This window comes from Idiomarina abyssalis, from assembly GCF_019797805.1.
Lineage (GTDB): Bacteria > Pseudomonadota > Gammaproteobacteria > Enterobacterales > Alteromonadaceae > Idiomarina > Idiomarina abyssalis.
This window is the reverse complement of record NZ_CP081832.1, coordinates 2,191,257-2,209,093: the sequence shown is the minus strand read 5'-3', so window position 1 is coordinate 2,209,093 and position 17,837 is coordinate 2,191,257. Positions and strand designations below refer to the sequence as shown.

Annotated in this window: 13 protein-coding genes; 6 read left to right on the top strand and 7 right to left on the bottom strand. The window is 48.4% G+C overall.

The genetic code is table 11. The features are described from left to right. The first annotated feature begins 6 nt into the window (after positions 1–6). The gene (gene hrpB, locus K5X84_RS10620; RefSeq protein WP_222235825.1) at positions 7–2,478 is read left to right on the top strand and encodes an ATP-dependent helicase HrpB; all 2,472 of its coding nucleotides are present in this window, start codon (positions 7–9) and stop codon (positions 2,476–2,478) included. Further along, entirely contained in the window at positions 2,475–4,742 is a 2,268-nt protein-coding gene (gene mrcB, locus K5X84_RS10615; protein WP_222235824.1) for a penicillin-binding protein 1B, read from the top strand. Before hrpB ends, mrcB begins: the two co-directional genes overlap by 4 nt. A gap of 10 nt (positions 4,743–4,752) precedes the next feature. Here mrcB and hemL read toward each other — a convergent pair whose 3' ends face one another. The 4 genes from hemL to K5X84_RS10595 form a co-directional block, all read right to left on the bottom strand. Beyond that, positions 4,753–6,036, bottom strand: a complete 1,284-nt coding sequence (gene hemL / locus K5X84_RS10610) for a glutamate-1-semialdehyde 2,1-aminomutase (protein WP_222235823.1) — start codon at positions 6,034–6,036, stop codon at positions 4,753–4,755. A gap of 15 nt (positions 6,037–6,051) precedes the next feature. Next, complete coding sequence (locus tag K5X84_RS10605) at positions 6,052–7,065, bottom strand: aspartate carbamoyltransferase (RefSeq protein WP_222235822.1); 1,014 nt, start codon at positions 7,063–7,065, stop codon at positions 6,052–6,054. 70 nt (positions 7,066–7,135) lie between these two features. Next, positions 7,136–7,567, bottom strand: coding sequence for a protoporphyrinogen oxidase HemJ (hemJ, locus tag K5X84_RS10600; RefSeq protein ID WP_222235821.1), 432 nt, complete (start codon positions 7,565–7,567; stop codon positions 7,136–7,138). Beyond that, positions 7,564–9,258, bottom strand: a complete 1,695-nt coding sequence (locus K5X84_RS10595; RefSeq protein WP_054489628.1) for a chloride channel protein — start codon at positions 9,256–9,258, stop codon at positions 7,564–7,566. Before K5X84_RS10595 ends, hemJ begins: the two co-directional genes overlap by 4 nt. Positions 9,259–9,354: 96 nt before the next feature. Between K5X84_RS10595 and K5X84_RS10590 the strand changes: the two genes are divergently transcribed. The 3 genes from K5X84_RS10590 to pepQ all read left to right on the top strand — a co-directional run bounded on the left by K5X84_RS10590 (position 9,355) and on the right by pepQ (position 11,908). After that, positions 9,355–10,101, top strand: a complete 747-nt coding sequence (locus K5X84_RS10590) for a DUF6776 family protein (RefSeq protein WP_054489626.1) — start codon at positions 9,355–9,357, stop codon at positions 10,099–10,101. Between the two features lie 56 nt (positions 10,102–10,157). Then, complete coding sequence (gene erpA / locus K5X84_RS10585) at positions 10,158–10,508, top strand: iron-sulfur cluster insertion protein ErpA (protein ID WP_054489624.1); 351 nt, start codon at positions 10,158–10,160, stop codon at positions 10,506–10,508. Positions 10,509–10,591: 83 nt separating this feature from the next. Further along, on the top strand, positions 10,592–11,908 hold the full coding sequence (gene pepQ, locus K5X84_RS10580; RefSeq protein ID WP_054489622.1) for a Xaa-Pro dipeptidase: 1,317 nt from the start codon (positions 10,592–10,594) through the stop codon (positions 11,906–11,908). A 5-nt stretch (positions 11,909–11,913) separates the two neighbouring features. Here pepQ and K5X84_RS10575 read toward each other — a convergent pair whose 3' ends face one another. After that, the gene (locus K5X84_RS10575; RefSeq protein ID WP_222235820.1) at positions 11,914–13,023 is read right to left on the bottom strand and encodes an anhydro-N-acetylmuramic acid kinase; all 1,110 of its coding nucleotides are present in this window, start codon (positions 13,021–13,023) and stop codon (positions 11,914–11,916) included. Further along, positions 13,023–14,339, bottom strand: coding sequence for an OapA family protein (locus tag K5X84_RS10570; protein ID WP_054489618.1), 1,317 nt, complete (start codon positions 14,337–14,339; stop codon positions 13,023–13,025). The genes K5X84_RS10575 and K5X84_RS10570 overlap by 1 nt, the downstream gene beginning before the upstream one ends. Positions 14,340–14,551: 212 nt before the next feature. On the opposite strand from K5X84_RS10570, the gene tyrS reads away from it, so the two are divergent. Then, complete coding sequence (gene tyrS, locus K5X84_RS10565; RefSeq protein WP_199494291.1) at positions 14,552–15,757, top strand: tyrosine--tRNA ligase; 1,206 nt, start codon at positions 14,552–14,554, stop codon at positions 15,755–15,757. A gap of 61 nt (positions 15,758–15,818) precedes the next feature. On the opposite strand, the gene K5X84_RS10560 is transcribed toward tyrS, so the two are convergent. Continuing rightward, positions 15,819–17,819 carry a methyl-accepting chemotaxis protein gene (locus tag K5X84_RS10560; protein WP_054489614.1) on the bottom strand — a complete coding sequence of 667 codons (2,001 nt, stop codon included), beginning with the start codon at positions 17,817–17,819 and terminating at the stop codon, positions 15,819–15,821. Positions 17,820–17,837 lie beyond the last annotated feature (18 nt).

Here is a 17,837-nt window from a genome sequence, read left to right as displayed (position 1 = left end):
TTTGGCATGACCTTGCCAATTGAAAGCGTACTGCCGGAGCTGGCAAAAGCCTTTCCGGCAGCACGTGTCGTTATTGAGGCACCGCCCGGTGCCGGTAAATCCACACAACTTCCGCTATTTCTGTTGCAGCAGGGTGTTGCCGATGACGGTCTTATTGTCATGCTGCAGCCCCGGCGTGTTGCTGCGCTGAATATTGCTCATTATTTGGCTAAGCAGTTGGGCGAGTCGGTGGGGGAGCAGGTCGGTTATACGGTGCGCGGCGACAGCAAGCGCAGTAAGGAAACTCAGTTACTTATTATTACGGAAGGCGTGTTGGTGCGGTGGTTACAGGATGACCCTGAACTTAGCGGCATTGGCACTCTGATTTTCGATGAATTTCACGAACGCAATTTGCACAGTGACTTGAGCCTGGCGCTGGTTATTGATGCCCTGCCACTGCGTCCAGACTTAAACCTGCTGATTATGTCAGCCACCTTACCGGCAGAAAGTCTTAAGGTCTGGTTAGAAAACTACTGCGATAAAGTTCAGGTTCTGCGCAGCGAAGGCCGCAGTTATCCGGTTGAATACCATTACCGTCCTCCGTCTCATGTCACCCAGTGGCTGACTGAATTGCCCAAAGTGGTTGTTGAGGCCTTTGCTGTCGCCGAAAAAGGCGTTTTGGTGTTCTTGCCCGGTGTCTATGAAATACAAAAAGTGGCAGCTGAATTGAGCCAACGACTCCAGCCGGGAACACTCATTCTACCCCTCCATGGTCGTATCCCACTGCAGCAACAGCGGCAGGTATTAAAGGCGACGGACGAGAAGCGCATTATTCTGGCAACCAATATTGCTGAAACCAGCTTAACGCTGGATGGTATTGATGTGGTTGTTGACAGTGGCCGCGAGCGTCGGGCTCAATATCTGCCTCAGTACGGTTTAAGTCAGTTGGTGACTCAACGTATTGCCAAAGCATCGGCGACACAACGTGCTGGCCGTGCGGGGCGTCAGCAGGCAGGGCAATGTTTTCGTTTGTGGTCGCGCTCCGATGAGCATGGTTTTGCTGAGTACGCCCCGCCGGATGTCGCGACACAGGATTTATCGGCCTTAATGCTGGACGTTCTGCGCTGGGGCTCTCAGGTGAAGCAGCTGGCTTGGTTTTCTCAGCCTGAACCGGGACATTGCGCTGCAGCTATCGACTTTTTAACCAGTACTGGCCTATTGGAGCATGGGCAGTTAACGAGCAAAGCCCGGCAACTGGAACTCGGCGGCTCAGATCCCAGAGTCTTACTTGTGGCTAGTGCCGCGAAACAGTTGTCTGAAAAACAGCAGGCGGCTATGGCTTGTATTCTGGCAACCATTGAAGAGCCACAAAGCAGTATTAAATCGGTTGATTTGGCGGAGCGAACCCGGGCGCATTTCCAGCAGCGTAATCAGTTTGCTTTGTGGCAGCAGCGCTGGCGCTATTGGCTTAATTACTTTGGGCTCACGGATTCGTCCGGGAGTCATGACAAGATTGGTGATGACGGGCTTAGCGAAGCATTACTGCAGGGTTATCCCGATCGGTTGGCAAAGTTTGATGCCACCCGAGGTGACTTTCAACTAGCCTGTGGCGGACGGGTCACTGGCGACAGTAGCCGCCTTAAACAACCGTCCTGGGCCGTTATTTTTGACGTGACCTTCAATGAGCAAAGTAACTTGGGGCGCAGTCGCTGCCTGTTACCGGTTGATGACATCATGCCACTTTTAAAAAAGGCAGGGATTGCACCGCAAGTTAGCCAGACAAGCGAGTGGTTCGGTGAAAAGCAACAGCTGCGGCAGATAACTCGTGAAAAGTTAGGCGCTATAGTGCTGAGCGAGAAAGTCAGTAATGCCCCTGTAAATGACGAGCAAAGGGCTCAAGCTTTCTGTTTGTGGCTGCGAGAGAATGGCCTGGACAGGCTGAACTGGAGCAGGCGGTCACAGCAGCTACAGCGACGAATACACTGGCTACAACAAGTTGGTGGAGAACTGCTCTCTTATGATATGACCACAAAAGGCTTACTGAGCACCCTGGAGCAATGGGCTGTACCTTACTGGACGAGCGTTCGGTCTTTGAAACAGCTGCAACAGTGGGACCCTTATGAGGCTTTATGCTATTTTCTCGACTACTCAGAACTGCAACGTCTGAATTCGGCTTGTCCTGAATGGTGGCACACTCCGACAGAACGTAAAGTGTTTATAAATTATCTGGACGACACCCCCCGGGTTGAGGTCAAATTGCAGGAAATGTTTGGTGTTTCTGAGTCACCCAAAATTATCGATAATCGACAAGTTGTAACCGTTGATCTTCTTTCGCCGGCTGGCCGGTTGTTGCAGCGCACGAATGACCTTTCCAGCTTTTGGCAGAACGCTTACGCCGATGTGCGTAAAGAGATGCGTGGCCGCTATCCTAAGCACCCGTGGCCTGAAGACCCATTGAATGCAACCGCAACGTTTAAAACCAAAAGGCAGCAGCAGTGATTAAAAGTCGGTGGTTTCAATACCTTTTCTGGACAAGTTTTAAGATAGGGCTGGTACTTATCGCTGTAATTGGTCTTTACGCGATTTACCTCGATGCCAGCTTATCCCGTCACTTTAGTAATGAGCGCTATCAGGCTCCGGCGTTGGTTTATGCTGGTGAGGTGACACTAGAAAAAAATCACCCTATGCGTTTACAAAGGTTAGTCGATATTCTGGAGCGGGTGGGCTACCAGCGCAACACTAACACTGAACAGTCAGGTTACTATTCGGTCGGCGAAAGCAATGTCATGGTGCACCGTCGGCCTTTTGATTTTTCTGACGGGCCGCAAATGGCTCAACGAGTGCAGGTAAACTTCCGGGGCGAGCGCATTGAGTCGTTGAAAAGCTGGCCTAGTGGTCGGGAGTTAGAAAGATTACGACTGGAACCTGAATTGATAGGGCGTATTAGCACGTTGAGTAAAGAAGACCGTTTGTTAGTTGGTCTGGAGGTGGTTCCTAACTTACTCATTGAAACTTTGCTGAAAGTTGAAGACCAGGAGTTTTATCATCACCAGGGAGTGTCCCCCTGGTCTATTCTGCGGGCACTGGTTGCTAACCTTAAAGCAGGCAGAACGGTACAGGGCGGCTCAACGCTTACTCAGCAACTGGTTAAGAATATCTATCTGACCAGAGAACAAACACTGTGGCGTAAGTTTCATGAAGCCATGATGTCGCTGGTGATTGATTACCGCTTTGATAAAAACACAATTTTAGAGACCTATCTGAACGAGGTTTATTTTGGTCAGGATGGCAGCAACGCCATTCATGGCATTGGACTTGCCAGTCAATTTTATTTTGGTAAACAGGTTCAGGAGCTTAGTCCGAGCGAGATTGCGTTAATGGTGGGGATGATAAAGGGACCTTCCTATTACGACCCCAGGCGCTTCCCTGAGCGCGCTCGCGAGCGCCGTGATACGGTGCTTAAGGTCATGTTTGAGAATGACTTAGTCGGTAAAGACAACTTTGTTGCTGCTGTTGAACAAAAGCTCGATGTTAAAGAGAGTCGACGTTTGGTCGAGCACCCATACCCACATTATATGGATCTGGTGCGGCGTGAAATGAAACGCATTGTTTTACCGGAAGACTGGGAGGACACCGGATTAAAGATCTTTACTCACCTTCAGGTAGACACCCAAAACGCAGTGCAACGTTCCTTGGCAAAAAAGCTGATGGCAGATGGCGAGGATGAGAAATTAGAAGGCGCTATGGTGGTAGCTGACTATCGTCGTGGGACGGTTACTGCGCTGGCCGGAGGACGTTTGAGTCAGGCAATAGGTTATAACCGCGCGTTGTTAGCCTTAAGGCCCATTGGCTCCTTAATGAAACCAGTTATTTATGCTGCAGCTATGCAGGACTCCAACATAGGTTTAAATACGCCGGTGGCTGACGAGCCTGTTACCCTGTCCGATAAGAACGGTAAAGAATGGCAGCCGCTAAATTATGATGAAGAATTTAGTGGCAGCTTACTGCTTTATGATGCGCTTGTTCAGTCGCGGAACTTGCCCGCGGTCAGGGTTGGTATGGAAGTGGGTATAGACCAGTTAGTGCGGTACTTACGTGAGTTAGGCGTGACAACACCGTTACAGGCCTACCCATCATTGACGCTGGGCTCTGCTTCGCTATCTCCCATGGCGGTCGCGCGAATATACAGCGCGTTAATGAACGATGGCCATTACCAGCCTTTAACAGCGGTCTCCTCAATTACTACTCATCAGGGAGAGGTCTTATACCGTCGTCAGACACCTGAACAGAAGAAGGTATTTGACCAAAGCGTTTCCTATTTGACGCGTTATGGCTTGCACGGCGTGGTCGCTGAAGGCACCGCCAGCCGGCTTCAAAGTGCACTGGCCGGACAGATTGTTGGTGGCAAAACAGGCACCACGAATGACTACCGTGACAGTTGGTTTGTGGCTGTTGATGGAGAGCAAGTTGTGACTGTCTGGTTAGGGCGGGACGATAACCAACCCGTTGGTTTAACGGGAAGCAGCGGAGCACTGAAAGTTGCCGCCGACTTCTATGGGTATCTGCCGCCGTTGAGCATGGCGCTGGACGTACCCGAACCTTTGTTTATGCAGAATTTTCACCCAACTACGGGGCAGAGAATTCCGGAGGATTGTAATAATGGTCGTAAATTACCGGCAGAGGAAGTCAGACTCCCCGAGGATATTACCTGTGACGGTAATATCCGCGAGAAAAACTGGTGGGAACGTTTGTTCGGTGGCTAATCAGCTGATACTAAAGCAATTTAGCGAAAGCTTTTTCAGCGGCATCCAGGGTCTGCTGAATATCTTCTTCACTGTGTGCCGCAGACATAAAGCCGCCTTCGAAGGCTGACGGTGCCAAATACACTCCTTGCTCTAACATGGCGTGATAGAAAGTTTTGAAGTGTTCCATGTTGCACTGGGTAGCCTGAGCAAAGGTTGTGACTTCAGGTTCTTCGGTAAAGAAGAAACCAAACATGGAGCCGGCACGGCTGGTGGTCATTGGAACTCCGGCACGGTCAGCACGTTCCTGTAGTCCGTTGAGTAAAGTGTCAACTCGCTGATAAAGCTGGTCGTATAACCCTGGTGTTGATAATTGTTGTAAAGCCGCTAAGCCTGCAGCCATAGCAACAGGGTTACCCGATAACGTACCGGCCTGATAAACAGGGCCGACCGGGGCAATGTAGTCCATCACTTCCTTTTTGCCGCCAAAGGCACCAACCGGCATACCGCCGCCAATAACTTTACCCAAAGTAGTCAGGTCAGGCTTTATGTTGTAACGCTCCTGGGCCCCGCCAGGTGCTACACGGAAACCGGTCATAACTTCGTCAAAAATTAATACCGAACCGTGATCGTCGCAAATGCTGCGTAAACCTTCCAGAAAGCCTTCAACCGGAGGAATGCAGTTCATGTTTCCGGCGACAGGTTCAACAATAATACAGGCAATTTCGTCACCCATTTCAGCAAAAACTTTTTTCACTGATTCAATATCGTTGTAATTCACAGTTAGGGTGTGTTTGGCAAAGTCTTCCGGGATGCCGGGCGAATTAGGTACACCCAGAGTCAAAGCACCTGAACCGGCTTTAACCAGCAATGAATCAGCGTGACCATGGTAGTTACCTTCAAACTTCAGAATTTTATCCCGGCCGGTATAGCCTCGGGCCAGGCGAATAGCGGTCATGGTTGCTTCTGTACCAGAATTCACCATACGCACTTTTTCAATTGAAGGCACAATTTTGCGGATAGTTTCCGCCATAGTGATTTCAACTTCTGTCGGCGTTCCGAAGCTTAAGCCTCGCTTGGCCGCTTGCAGAGTCGCCTCTAAAACTGCCGGATGGTTGTGGCCCAGAATCATAGGTCCCCAGGAGCCAACGTAGTCTATGTAACGTTTGCCGTCAGCATCGAACATATAAGCGCCTTCAGCGCGCTCAAAGAAGATGGGTGTACCACCAACGCCATTAAAAGCCCGAACCGGCGAGTTAACGCCGCCAGGAATACTGATTTGTGCTTGAGTGTATAATTCTTCTGAGCGACTCATGTCGTAACTACCTCTTTACTGTTGGCTTTTCTCGCTGTACCAGTTGACCTCGCATTGGTGTTTATCAACTTGATCAACGACCCCAAGTGTTAATGCAAACAGAGCCATACGAATTAATACGCCGTTGTCTGCCTGGCGGAAAATAGCCAGATTGGGGTTTTGGTTTAAGTCATTATCCAGTTCATTTGCCTCGGCGCGGGAATCTCGCGGCAGAGGGTGCATGATGACGGTGTTGGGTTTGTAGTGCTTAGTATATATATCCTGGTTTAAACGAAACTTACCGCGATACTGATCAGCGTCTTCCGGGCTGGCAAAACGCTCTTGCTGAATGCGAGTCTGATAGACAATATCAGCGTCGACAAGACCGTCGACCTTTTCTGTGACAGTGACACGGTGACCTGCGTTTTCCAGCGTATCTAATACGGAGCCCGGCATAGAAAGTTCACGTGGAGAAATTAAAGTGAACTTAATATTTTTGTACATGGATAGTAGCGTCGACAGCGAGTGAACTGTACGTCCGTATTTTAAATCGCCAATCATGCAAATGTGCATGTTATCAATGCTTTGTTGATGATATGCCAGCTCTTTTTGAATGGTGTAAAGATCCAGTAGTGCCTGCGTGGGGTGCTCGTTTGCTCCGTCACCGCCGTTAATGACAGGCACCCGGCTGCCTTCGGCAAACTCTCTCACTGACCCCGATTTCGGGTGACGCATAGCAATAACGTCACTGTAACTGCTTAGCACACGGGCGGTGTCGTAAAGCGACTCACCTTTGGCTATGGCAGAACTTTCCATTCCGGTGGTTTCGCGTACTTCGCCCCCTAGCAGGTTGAACGCAGTACCAAAACTGACCCGGGTACGGGTAGATGGTTCAAAGAACAGGTTGCCGAGAATAGCGCCGTCGAGAACGCGGGTGCGTGTTTTGCGCCTTGCATAAGGTTGCATCTTGTCAGCAACGGAGAAAATATAATCAATACTGTCGCGATCGAACTGGTTTACAGAAAGAATATTGGAGCCGGTGAAATTCATCTTTAGGTGCGCCTCTGCCGCAGAATGTCACTGGGCGCACACTATAGCAAATCATGTGGCACAAGAGAATCTAATAAGGCTTAACCACGGCCAAAATTATGATCGCGAACAGCGCCAGTACCGGGAGCTCGTTAAAAACACGATAAAATCGATGGCTACGGCGGTTATTACCGGTTTTAAAGTCTTTAAGCAGCTTAAAGCAGTAGCCGTGATAGATATAAAGCAACAGTACCAACACCAGCTTAGTGTGCATCCAGCCACTGGCGGCAAACCAGGCCGAACCATAAGCAAAAATCAGCACAACGCCGAAAATGAGGGTAAGAATAGCGAAAGGCGTGACAAAATACAGTAGCCGCCTTTCCATGACGCAGAGCTGCTCGTCGACTGCTGGTTTTGCATTCATTGCGTGATAAACAAACAAGCGTGGCAAATAAAAAATGCCAGCGAACCAGGCAACCATAAAGGCAATGTGCAGGGCTTTAACCCATAGTATCCACGTCATGCGAGCTCTCTCTGTAAGGCTTTACGAACTATTTCCCAGGTGACAATTCCACAAGGTTGTCCGTCATCTGTTTCATAAACAAATACGGCGCCTCGTCTTTGCTGGCCTATTTCATCATAAACTTCAGCCAAAGTAGAGGTTACCCGAATTCCTTTAATTGGCGTATAGCTCAGGCTTGGGCTGTCACCGGCATTGATATCATAGGATACGAGTCGGTAAAGGGCCTGATTTTCTTCATCGACCGACATTACGATAACGGTTTTTGCCTGTGCTGATTCTAATGCGTCAACCAGTTCATTTTGAGTCGGTTCAAGCAGGAGTTTAAAGTCGGTTTCCATAACATTTTCAACCCCCGTTTTTTGCAGAGCAACATGTACTGGCGCAAGTTGATAGGGCAAGTTCTGAAGGTCAAGTTGGGCAATAAAAATCGACTTGGATTTGAGTAACTGGCTGGATATCAGATAAGCGGGCACAATAACCAACATAGCCGGAATAATAATTTCAACGCTACGGGACAATTCAACGATAGCCAGAAGAGCAGCCATGGGGGCATGAATACAGGCTGCCAAAATGCCTGCCATACCCAACAAGATGAAGCTGTCAAAAGAGAGACCCTGCTGAATACCGAGACCATTGACAGCCCCTACGAATACTGCCGCAATAATAGCGCCTATTCCAAATACAGCACCGATTAACCCGCCAGGTATGCCCATACCTAATGCAATCGCAGAAGCAAAGAGTTTGGCAATCAGTAAGGTGACCAGTAATGACATTTGACCTTGATGATTCAGCACCTGCTCAATGGCGGTAAGCCCCGGGCCTAAACTGGTGGGTATAATGACAGCAAGCATGGCGGTGATAAGCCCGGCAAATAATAAACGGGTAAACAATGACATGTCCTTGACCGTTTCCATGACATCCAGCATCAGTTTTTTAAACATTACGCCGACTAATCCAAGAACGACACCAAGCAATACGACCCAGGGCAGCTGCGTGGTCGGAATATCCTGTGCAGACAAAACGGCTAATTCGGAGGCAACACCAAAAATCTCTTCAGTTATCAGCGAGCCAGCAACCGCCGAGAGCATAACCGGGATGAAAACATGAACCTTATATTCCCGCAGCACCACTTCCATAACCAGAATCATAGCGGCTAGAGGGGTATTGAAGGATGCAGCTATTGCAGCTGCAATACCACAGGCCGCCAGGGTGCGAACGGCATTTTTGGGTGCATCAAAATGAAAGCCCAGCCAGGTTGCAGCCGCAGCGCCTAAATGAACGGCGGGACCTTCTCGGCCAACACTAAATCCCGCAACCAATGCAATAATACCGCCGAAGAACTGATTCACCGTGCTGCGCCAGGGCAGCATACCGTAGTGCTGCTTCATGCGGTGAATAACGTAAGGTATGCCCATTCGAACATGCTTCGACCCTGAAAGCCTGAACAGAATATAAATCATGACAGCCGCAACAACCGGGAGTAAAAAGCGGTAAGTAGTTGGTAAAGGCTGTTGCCAATAGCTGTCATTACCGACAAGATAGGCGCCTTGCTCTATGGCGAACCGAAAACCGGCAATCATGAGTGCTGCCAGAATACCGCCGGCCAGGCCCATTAAACAAATTGCGATAGTCGTAGAGGGCGTCGCCAGTTGTTTTCGCAGTTGTTGCCGGAGTACGGAGCTAGTGGCCATTTGAAATACGATCCTTACCTTAAACCGTGGGATGACGCTTGCATATTTATCAATAACATATCAGCATAAACGCTTGATGGAAATGAGCTGGAAGTTATGAAGCCCTATTTTAACCTGAAATACTGGCAACAGCGCTGGGGAGCCTTCCCGGTATTTTTAGTAATGATCCTGGCTGCCGTTTTGGTTGTCTACCTGGCGTATTTGGCTGGTGTGTGGCACGCGCAGGCGTTAAAGGAAGAAGTTGCAGAACAGGAAGAGCAGTTAGATCAGCTGTATCAGCGACTAGAGCAAATGGAATATCAGAGACATGTGCTGCAGGTTGAATTGGACATTGAACGTTCAGCGAACCAAAGCCTGCAGGACGAGCTGTCCGCACTGCAAAACGATAATTATGGGCTGCGACGCGACTTAGCTTTCTATCAGAAAATTATGGCGCCGGAGTTGCAGGAAAGCGGGGTTACTATTGACTCGCTGACTGTCACCGCGAACCGTTCTGAGAATCACTTTCACTTCTCTCTCGCGTTATTGCAGATAGAACAACGCCGTAATTTCGTTCAGGGTAATGTGACAGTCGAGCTTATAGGTCGCATCGACGGAGAAAAAAAGCGTTACGACTTATTAGATCTGGCGAACATTGGCGACGACGACCGCAGCTTTTCAATGCGCTACTTTTCGCTGTATGAGGGAGACTTTTTTATGCCGGAGGGCCTGGCTCCTGAGCGGGTTGAAGTTAGGGTTCGGTTAACCAAAGGTGGCAAAGGAACCCTGGACAGAGCTTTTTTCTGGAAAGAAATTAGCCGTAATGAAACAACCCCTGGTGTGCGGAGCGATGGCGATACTTGACCAAAATACTCAGGTAAGAGAAAATAGCCGTAGAGTTCAACGAAGGTAGAGAAATCATGAGCAGTGCAGCAGAACAGGCGATGCCGATTGAGTTTACTGAGCAAGCGGCAAGCAAAGTGGGTAAGCTGATTGCTGAAGAAGAAAACCCAAATTTGAAGTTGCGTGTTTACGTAACCGGAGGCGGATGCTCTGGCTTCCAGTACGGTTTTACCTTTGATGAAAAGAAAAACCCGGGTGACATGGAAATAGAGAAAAATGGCGTTACGCTATTGGTTGACCCTATGAGTTTACAATATCTGATGGGCGGTGTGGTCAGTTACGAAGAAGGGCTGCAGGGCTCTCGCTTTTTCGTTGACAACCCCAATGCAACCACGACCTGCGGTTGTGGGTCCAGCTTTTCGATTTAACGCCTTCCCCAATAGACTTGAGCGGCTGAAAGTTTGCGCTTTTTCCGCTAGAATAACCTCACAATTTTTTGTGAGGTTTTTTTATGGGCGCGTACGCAGAACACATCAAGACAGTTTGTAGCCGCTTTGATAAAGCGTTAGAGGACAATCAATTTGAATCCGTATTGGTTTACTCGGGGCAACCCCGGGTTGATTTTCTTGATGACAACGCGCCGCCGTACCGTGTTAACCCTCTGTTTAAGTATTGGGTACCGGTTACAGAAAGCCCTAAAAGTGCGATTTTTTATCGCAAAGGCAGTCAGCGTCCTACTGTGTACTTATTTCAGGCACGTGACTTCTGGCACGCTCCGGTTAACGTTCCGGAAGAAGAGTGGCAGCAGTATGTCGATTTAAAAATTATCGACGACTTAAGCATGTTGACCGAAGATTTAGGCAGTGACCTGGAACAGGCAGCCTTTATTGGAGAAGACTTTGCTCAACCAGTCAGTGACTGGAAAGTAAAAGCTCGTAACCCACAGGCACTGATTGATCACCTGCATTTCCACCGCTCGATAAAAACCGAGTGGGAAGTGGAAAATCTGCGCGAAGCCAACCGTTTAGCAGCAAAAGCTCATGTTGCAGCCAAAGAAGCATTTTTTGCGGGTAAAAGTGAGCTGGAAATACACCATGCCTACTTAGGAGCTATCGACTTTCGCGAGTCACAAGTGCCGTATAACAGCATTGTTGCTCTGAACAGCCACTCAGCAATTTTGCACTATGATGTTTACGACACGGTTCCGCCTAAGCAAATTCGCTCGTTCTTGATTGATGCTGGCGCACGATATCGCGGTTATTGCTCTGATATAACCCGTTCTTACGCTTATGAAGAAGGTTTCTACGCAGACTTAGTTGAAGCCATGGATAAGGCTCAGCAGGAGCTATTAAGCGAAATTAAGCCAGGCGTGAATTATTACGACCTGCATGTGTCAATGCATTTGAAAGTTGCGCAAATTTTAAGTGACTTTGAGTTTATTAAAGGTGATGCACAAAGCATTTACGACAAAGGTTACACCAGCGCCTTTATGCCGCACGGACTGGGCCACTTTATTGGTTTACAGGTGCACGATGTTGGTGGCTTCCTGAAAGACGATAAAGGTGACAGCTACGAGCGTAGCGAACGTCATCCATTCTTGCGTTTACTGCGCGACATTGAAGTGGGTCAGGTCTTTACTATTGAGCCGGGCTTATACGTGGTCGATCAGTTGCTGGAAGAGCACAAAGACAGTGCTGATATCAACTGGGATAAGGTGGATGAATTGCGTCCATACGGCGGTGTGCGTATTGAAGACAGTATCGTGGTTGGAGCCGATGGAAATGAGAATCTGACCCGCGATGCGTTTAAAGAATTGGGCGCTGAATAATACGTCTATTGATGCAGAACTTTGGAACCTAAAACAACCGGGTGGCTGGCTCCTGTAACTTCAGGCTGGTTACCCGGTTTTTTATGCTCATAGCACCAGCCTAGCCAGGCAAAGGCCATGGCTTCAACCCATTGCGGATCCACTCCCAGATTCTCCGTGGTATTGCATTTAGCCGGCGTCAGTAGCTCTGCAAAGCGCTCCATGAGTAACGGGTTGTTCGTGCCGCCGCCGCAAAAATAAACCGCGTCGGGTTGTTGTGGTAGTGTTTTCAGAGCATCTTTGACCGTTATAGCCGTAAGTTCAACTAAGGTGCGTTGAACATCGTCAAAAGAAAGCTGCTTTTTCTCTAATAGGGGCTTAAGCCAGTCTAAGTTGAACTCTTCCCGACCCGTGCTTTTGGGGGCAGGTTTTGAAAAGAAGGGGTGCTGAAGTAACTGTTCTAACAGTGCAGCCTGAACTTCACCTGCGCGAGCAAACTGTGCGTCTTTGTCGAAACTTTCATTCGGGTAATGCTGCTGAACCCATTGGTCCAGCAAGGTATTGGCAGGGCCTGTATCAAAGCCGAGCACCTGGCCTTCTGGACCTAACCAGGTGACATTGGCTATACCGCCTAAATTAATGACAGCAATACTTTGCTTCTGATGCGCAAATACTTGCTTGTGAAAAGCCGGAACCAGTGGAGCTCCCTGACCACCGGCGGCGATGTCTTTGCGCCGGAAATCATAAATGACATCGATACCTGTGCTAACTGCCAAGCGGGCCGGGTCGCCAATCTGGCAGGTATAAGGGGTTTTAATGTTGGGTTTATGGCGTACCGTTTGACCGTGACTGGCAATTGCGGTGATGCTTTCGGGTGTAAGCCGTGCCTTCACTAAAAGCGCTTTAACGGCTTGAGTGCAGTGTTCAGAAAACGCGACGTCCAGAGCTGCCAGCTCATCGGCTATCCAATTGTCGGTATGACTTATTTTAAGTAAACGAGAGCGGAGGTTTTGGGGTATCGCCAGAGAGTAGCAGGCTTCCAGTTTAACCTGACCTTGAGCGTTTATCTGGACTAATGCCGCGTCAACAGCATCCATACTGGTGCCCGACATGAGTCCGATAAAACGCTGAGGCATTATCGCATCGCCAAATAAACGCGCTTGTTGTCGTTGAGTATTGCCATCACCTGATCCGCATGCTGGCGGAAAGACGGAAGTTCTGACTCAGCCAATGACTTGGCTTTGGGCAGCTCAACGGTACGCGGATTACGGTGCACGCCGTCGACAAGAAATTCATAGTGTAAATGAGCGCCGGTAACGCGACCTGTTGCTCCGACACGTCCAATGACCTGACCCTGCTTAACTCTGTCGCCATTTCTTACGTGTTTGCGACTAAGGTGCAGGTATTTGGTAACGTAGCGCTCACCGTGTTGAACAAAAATATAATTCCCGTTTAACGAGGTATAACCTGCAGCTACAACTTTTCCATCGCCGGAAGACATCACCGGTGTTCCTGTCGAAGCCGCGTAATCAATGCCATTATGCGGTCGTACTCTACCGGTAACCGGGTGCAAGCGTCGAGGGTTAAAGCTCGAGCTGATATAGGTGAAGTTTACCGGCGAGCGCAAGAAGGTTTTGCGCATGGCACGTCCATTCGGTGTGTAATATTGACCGTTGTCGTGCAAAATCGCCTGGAAGTTTTCATCCCGGTTAACAAATTCTGCGGCTAAAATTTTGCCGTAACCGACAAATTCGCCGTCGACATAGTGAGTTTCGTAAAGCACGCTAAACTCATCGTTCTTGCGTAAATCTAAAGCAAAGTCGATATCCCAACCAAAGATATTAGCAATGCGCATAATTTGATTGTCAGTCAGTCCTGAATCTATGCCTGCGTTCCAGAAGCTTGAATCAATAACGGCGTGAGTAAACTCGGTACGAATCTCGACTTCTTTGGTTTCTACCTCTGCTACAAAGTTGTCGCTTTGACGAGTAATGATGAGAGTCTCGGTATCATTGATTTGATGTGCCAGCTGAACCAGCTCGCCTTCACCGTCAGTTGCGAAGCGCAATAAGTCGCCCGGGTGAACTTTACGCAAGTACTTAGCTTCGTCACCCGACTCGGTAACGCGATACAGCTGTTGAGCGCTAAAGCCCACTTTACTGAATATTTTGGCCAGGCTGTCGCCGGACTTAACTTGATAAGTTTGCCAGGTAAGCTCGGAGCTCTCAGAATTTTCATTCGAGTTTGATTGCTCAAACGCCAGCTCCAATTGGTAGCGTTTGCCTGGCATTAACTGTTCCGCTGGCGTACTGTTCTTAGAAGCAGTTGCCGGTTCTGACGGAATGATCAGTAATAGCAGGAGAGCAACGCTGATCGCACTGATCAGAATTTTATGAGAATGCGGAAGTTGCAGGAACATCCGCTGAATTTGGGTGACAGATTTCAATGTCATATTTTAGCGCACTTCACTTTCTTTATTGTGATTATCCAGTAAACATTTGTCAGCAAACACGGGGTTTACCGCACCTGTTTACGACCACGGAATAACCTTATGGTTTCGAGGATAATACGAAAAAAAGAAGAATACCAGATTAATAAGCTTAAAACAGTGTTAATAATCGCGTAAAATGGCTGGTTTATCAGTTTTTACAGTTGGAGATGAGGATGAAAACCGAAGTGGCGGAAGCTATTGCCGAGATTACTCGCGGTGCCGAAGAAGTTTTACTCGAGCAGGAACTGGCTGAGAAATTAGCGAGTGGTAAGCCACTAATAGTGAAAGCTGGCTTTGATCCAACTGCCCCGGATCTGCACTTAGGCCACACGGTCTTAATTAACAAATTGAGAGTGTTTCAGGACTTTGGCCACAAAGTGGTGTTCCTGATAGGGGACTTTACCGGCATGATAGGCGACCCCACAGGCAAAAATGTCACCCGAAAGCCGCTGACCACTGAACAGGTTATTGCAAACGCTGAAACTTATAAAGAACAGGTTTTTAAGATTCTGGACCCCGCTAAAACGGAAATTCGCTTCAACTCTGAGTGGATGTCGAAAATGGGGGCTGCCGATATGATTAAGCTAGCTGCCCGTCAGACGGTCGCGCGTATGTTAGAACGTGATGACTTTAAAAAGCGTTACCAGAACAATCAGTCTATTGCGATTCATGAGTTTCTGTACCCGTTAGTACAAGGTTGGGACTCTGTTGAGCTAAAGGCGGATGTTGAGCTTGGTGGTACCGATCAGCGTTTTAACCTGCTAATGGGGCGCGAGCTGCAAAAAGAAGAAGGGCAGCGTCCACAAACTGTCATTATGACGCCGTTACTGGAAGGCCTCGATGGCGTTCAGAAAATGTCGAAGTCATTAAACAACTATATTGGCATTACCGAATCCGCTAATGACATGTTTGGTAAAATTATGTCGGTATCTGATGAGCTTATGTGGCGTTACTTCCAGCTGCTCAGCTTCCGCTCCATAACGGAAATTGATGAATTAAAGGCAGCGGTAGCCGACGGTAAAAACCCACGCGATGTCAAAGTACTGTTGGCAAAAGAAATTATTGCACGCTTCCATTCTGAAGAAGACGCAGAGAAAGCGGAACAGGATTTTATTCAGCGCTTCCAAAAGAATGCATTACCGGATGATATTCCGGAAAAGACGGTGCAAGTTGGAACCGAGGGAATGGCGATAGGTAATGTGCTAAAGGAAGCCGGTTTAGTTCAGTCAACCTCTGAAGCGTTGCGGATGATAAAGCAAAATGCCGTTAAAGTAGATGGTGAAAAGTTCAGTGATGCGCGTTATGTGTGCACTGAGAAGGACTCAGGGGTCTATCAGGTAGGCAAGCGCCGCTTCGCAAAACTTAACTTAACGGCTTAACCGTTCAAGGTTTCAGACAATAAAAAAGGTGCCAGTTGGCACCTTTTTTGTTTCCGTGCTTTTAGACTCTAAAGCTCTTGATTGAGTCCTGCAGCTCATCGGCCAGTTTCGCTACTTCGTTAGACGCCTGAGCGGTTTGTTTCGAACCAGAAGCGGTTTGTTCTGCAATAGAAACAATAGCTTCAAGACGTTCGCTGATATCGTGTGCGGTACTGCTCTGTTCTTTCGCTGCGTTAGCAATATGGTTACTGCTGTCAGAGGCCTGGTGGACTGACTCAGTGATTGACTGCAGTGCCTGAGCGGCTTCATCCGACTGTTGAACACTGAGTTCGGCTTGTTCGCGGCCCTTATTCATTACACTAACAGCGCGTTGAGAGTCGTTCTGCAAGCTTTCAATCATATCCTGAATTTCTTCGGTCGACTCCTGAGTACGGCTGGCCAGGGTACGAACTTCATCGGCAACAACAGCGAAGCCCCGACCTTGTTCACCAGCCCGAGCAGCCTCAATAGCAGCGTTCAGGGCAAGCAAGTTGGTCTGATCCGCAATACCGCGAATAACATCTAAAATACCGCCAATGTTTTTGCTGTTCTCTGATAACTGATCGATAACCTCGGAGGCACTCTGAATTTCGCGAGCCAGGCCTTCGATAGTGGTACGGTTTTTATCTGAAATTTCCCGTACGCGCTTGGCTTCGTCATCGGAGTGCTGAATTTCCTGAAGAGCCTGATCAGCGCCATCAGCCATTTCGCTCGCTGTATTATTCATTTCTTGGGTGGCTGTTGCCACTTGCTCTATTTGACGGCGCTGTTCATCAATCGCGTTCGTTGTTTCGTCAGAGACATTGGAGGATTCCTCCGCCGCTGTCGCTAATTGAGTCGCGCGGTTAGCGATACCTTCAATAAGTTTACGCAAATTGCCGGTCAGCTTGTTCGTATTTGATGCCAGTTCACCAAACTCATCCTGAGCGTTGTAGTCGACTCGCTCAGTCAGGTTACCGTCGGCCATAATATTCAGCATATGGTTAACACGAGACAGTGGCTGACTGATACTGCGTACGGTATACCAGGAAATTAAAATGGCCAGTGCAATTGAAACAACCGTAATAATGCTGTTTATCCAGCTGCTGGTTGAAATTGAATCTGTCACAGAAACTCGTGTGTCTTCAGCAATGCCACGAACCGCATTCTGCAACTCATCCGTTTCTGTCATTAACTTGTTCAACTGGGTTTGTGAACTATTCAGTGAGTTTTCCGCGTCTACGCGAAGTTGTTGACGGCGAATGACATTTGCGGGATAGGAACCATTACCCTGCAGACTGTCGATGGCATTACGAACGGTCGTGATAGCGTCACTAACCATTGTCTCAGTTCTGCCGGTTGCCTCGTTCTCTAAAACTTCTAAGCGGGGGCGGATACTGTCAATATTAATATCAATTTCACTACGAATAACTTCGGCACTGTCTAGTTTGTTGGCTTTGTTTAAGTCGTACATCAAAGTGATAAGGCTCGACAGCGAGGACTCAACATTACTGGCTTCGCGTGAAATAACTTCGTTGTTAGACATATCCATGGTGTCTAGCAGCATTATAGCAGCGTCATCGATATTGAATGCAATTTCATCCAACTGAGAAGCTGTTGTGGTTTGAAGTTCCAGGTATTCGCGTTGCTGATTGAATAAGCGGTCGATTAAGTCGACATACTTCTGAGAGTCCTTTTCAATAGCATCAATTCTGTCGCCTTGACCGGCGCCCTGAATTAATCGGTTGAGTTCGTTTAACGAAGAAAAAAGCGAACTACGGGATGCTTCAAATTCTTTTCTGTGAGCATCGACCTCGCCAACTTTTTCATCATAGAAAGTTTCTAATTGCACGCTGCCCAATTCAAGAATATCCACTTTGACGGCAGCTACTTCATTGAGCGCGGGCACGGCCTGGTCGTTGAGATTATCAACCGATGAGCCAATGCTGTTGATATTAAACAACGAGCTTAAGCTAATGATGAGTAACAGCAATGTAATGATGGCAAAACCACCAATGACTCGCATGGCAACAGTAATTTTCATGAAACTTTCCTCAGCACT

Coding starts and splice junctions, on each gene's coding strand:
- K5X84_RS10595 (WP_054489628.1), bottom strand. CDS start 9,258: ATGGCCACTAGCTCCGTACTCCGGCAACAACTGCGAAAACAACTGGCG.
- erpA (WP_054489624.1), top strand. CDS start 10,158: ATGAGCAGTGCAGCAGAACAGGCGATGCCGATTGAGTTTACTGAGCAA.
- K5X84_RS10560 (WP_054489614.1), bottom strand. CDS start 17,819: ATGAAAATTACTGTTGCCATGCGAGTCATTGGTGGTTTTGCCATCATT.
- hemL (WP_222235823.1), bottom strand. CDS start 6,036: ATGAGTCGCTCAGAAGAATTATACACTCAAGCACAAATCAGTATTCCT.
- pepQ (WP_054489622.1), top strand. CDS start 10,592: ATGGGCGCGTACGCAGAACACATCAAGACAGTTTGTAGCCGCTTTGAT.
- tyrS (WP_199494291.1), top strand. CDS start 14,552: ATGAAAACCGAAGTGGCGGAAGCTATTGCCGAGATTACTCGCGGTGCC.
- hrpB (WP_222235825.1), top strand. CDS start 7: ATGACCTTGCCAATTGAAAGCGTACTGCCGGAGCTGGCAAAAGCCTTT.
- K5X84_RS10575 (WP_222235820.1), bottom strand. CDS start 13,023: ATGCCTCAGCGTTTTATCGGACTCATGTCGGGCACCAGTATGGATGCT.
- K5X84_RS10590 (WP_054489626.1), top strand. CDS start 9,355: ATGAAGCCCTATTTTAACCTGAAATACTGGCAACAGCGCTGGGGAGCC.
- hemJ (WP_222235821.1), bottom strand. CDS start 7,567: ATGACGTGGATACTATGGGTTAAAGCCCTGCACATTGCCTTTATGGTT.
- K5X84_RS10605 (WP_222235822.1), bottom strand. CDS start 7,065: ATGAATTTCACCGGCTCCAATATTCTTTCTGTAAACCAGTTCGATCGC.
- K5X84_RS10570 (WP_054489618.1), bottom strand. CDS start 14,339: ATGACATTGAAATCTGTCACCCAAATTCAGCGGATGTTCCTGCAACTT.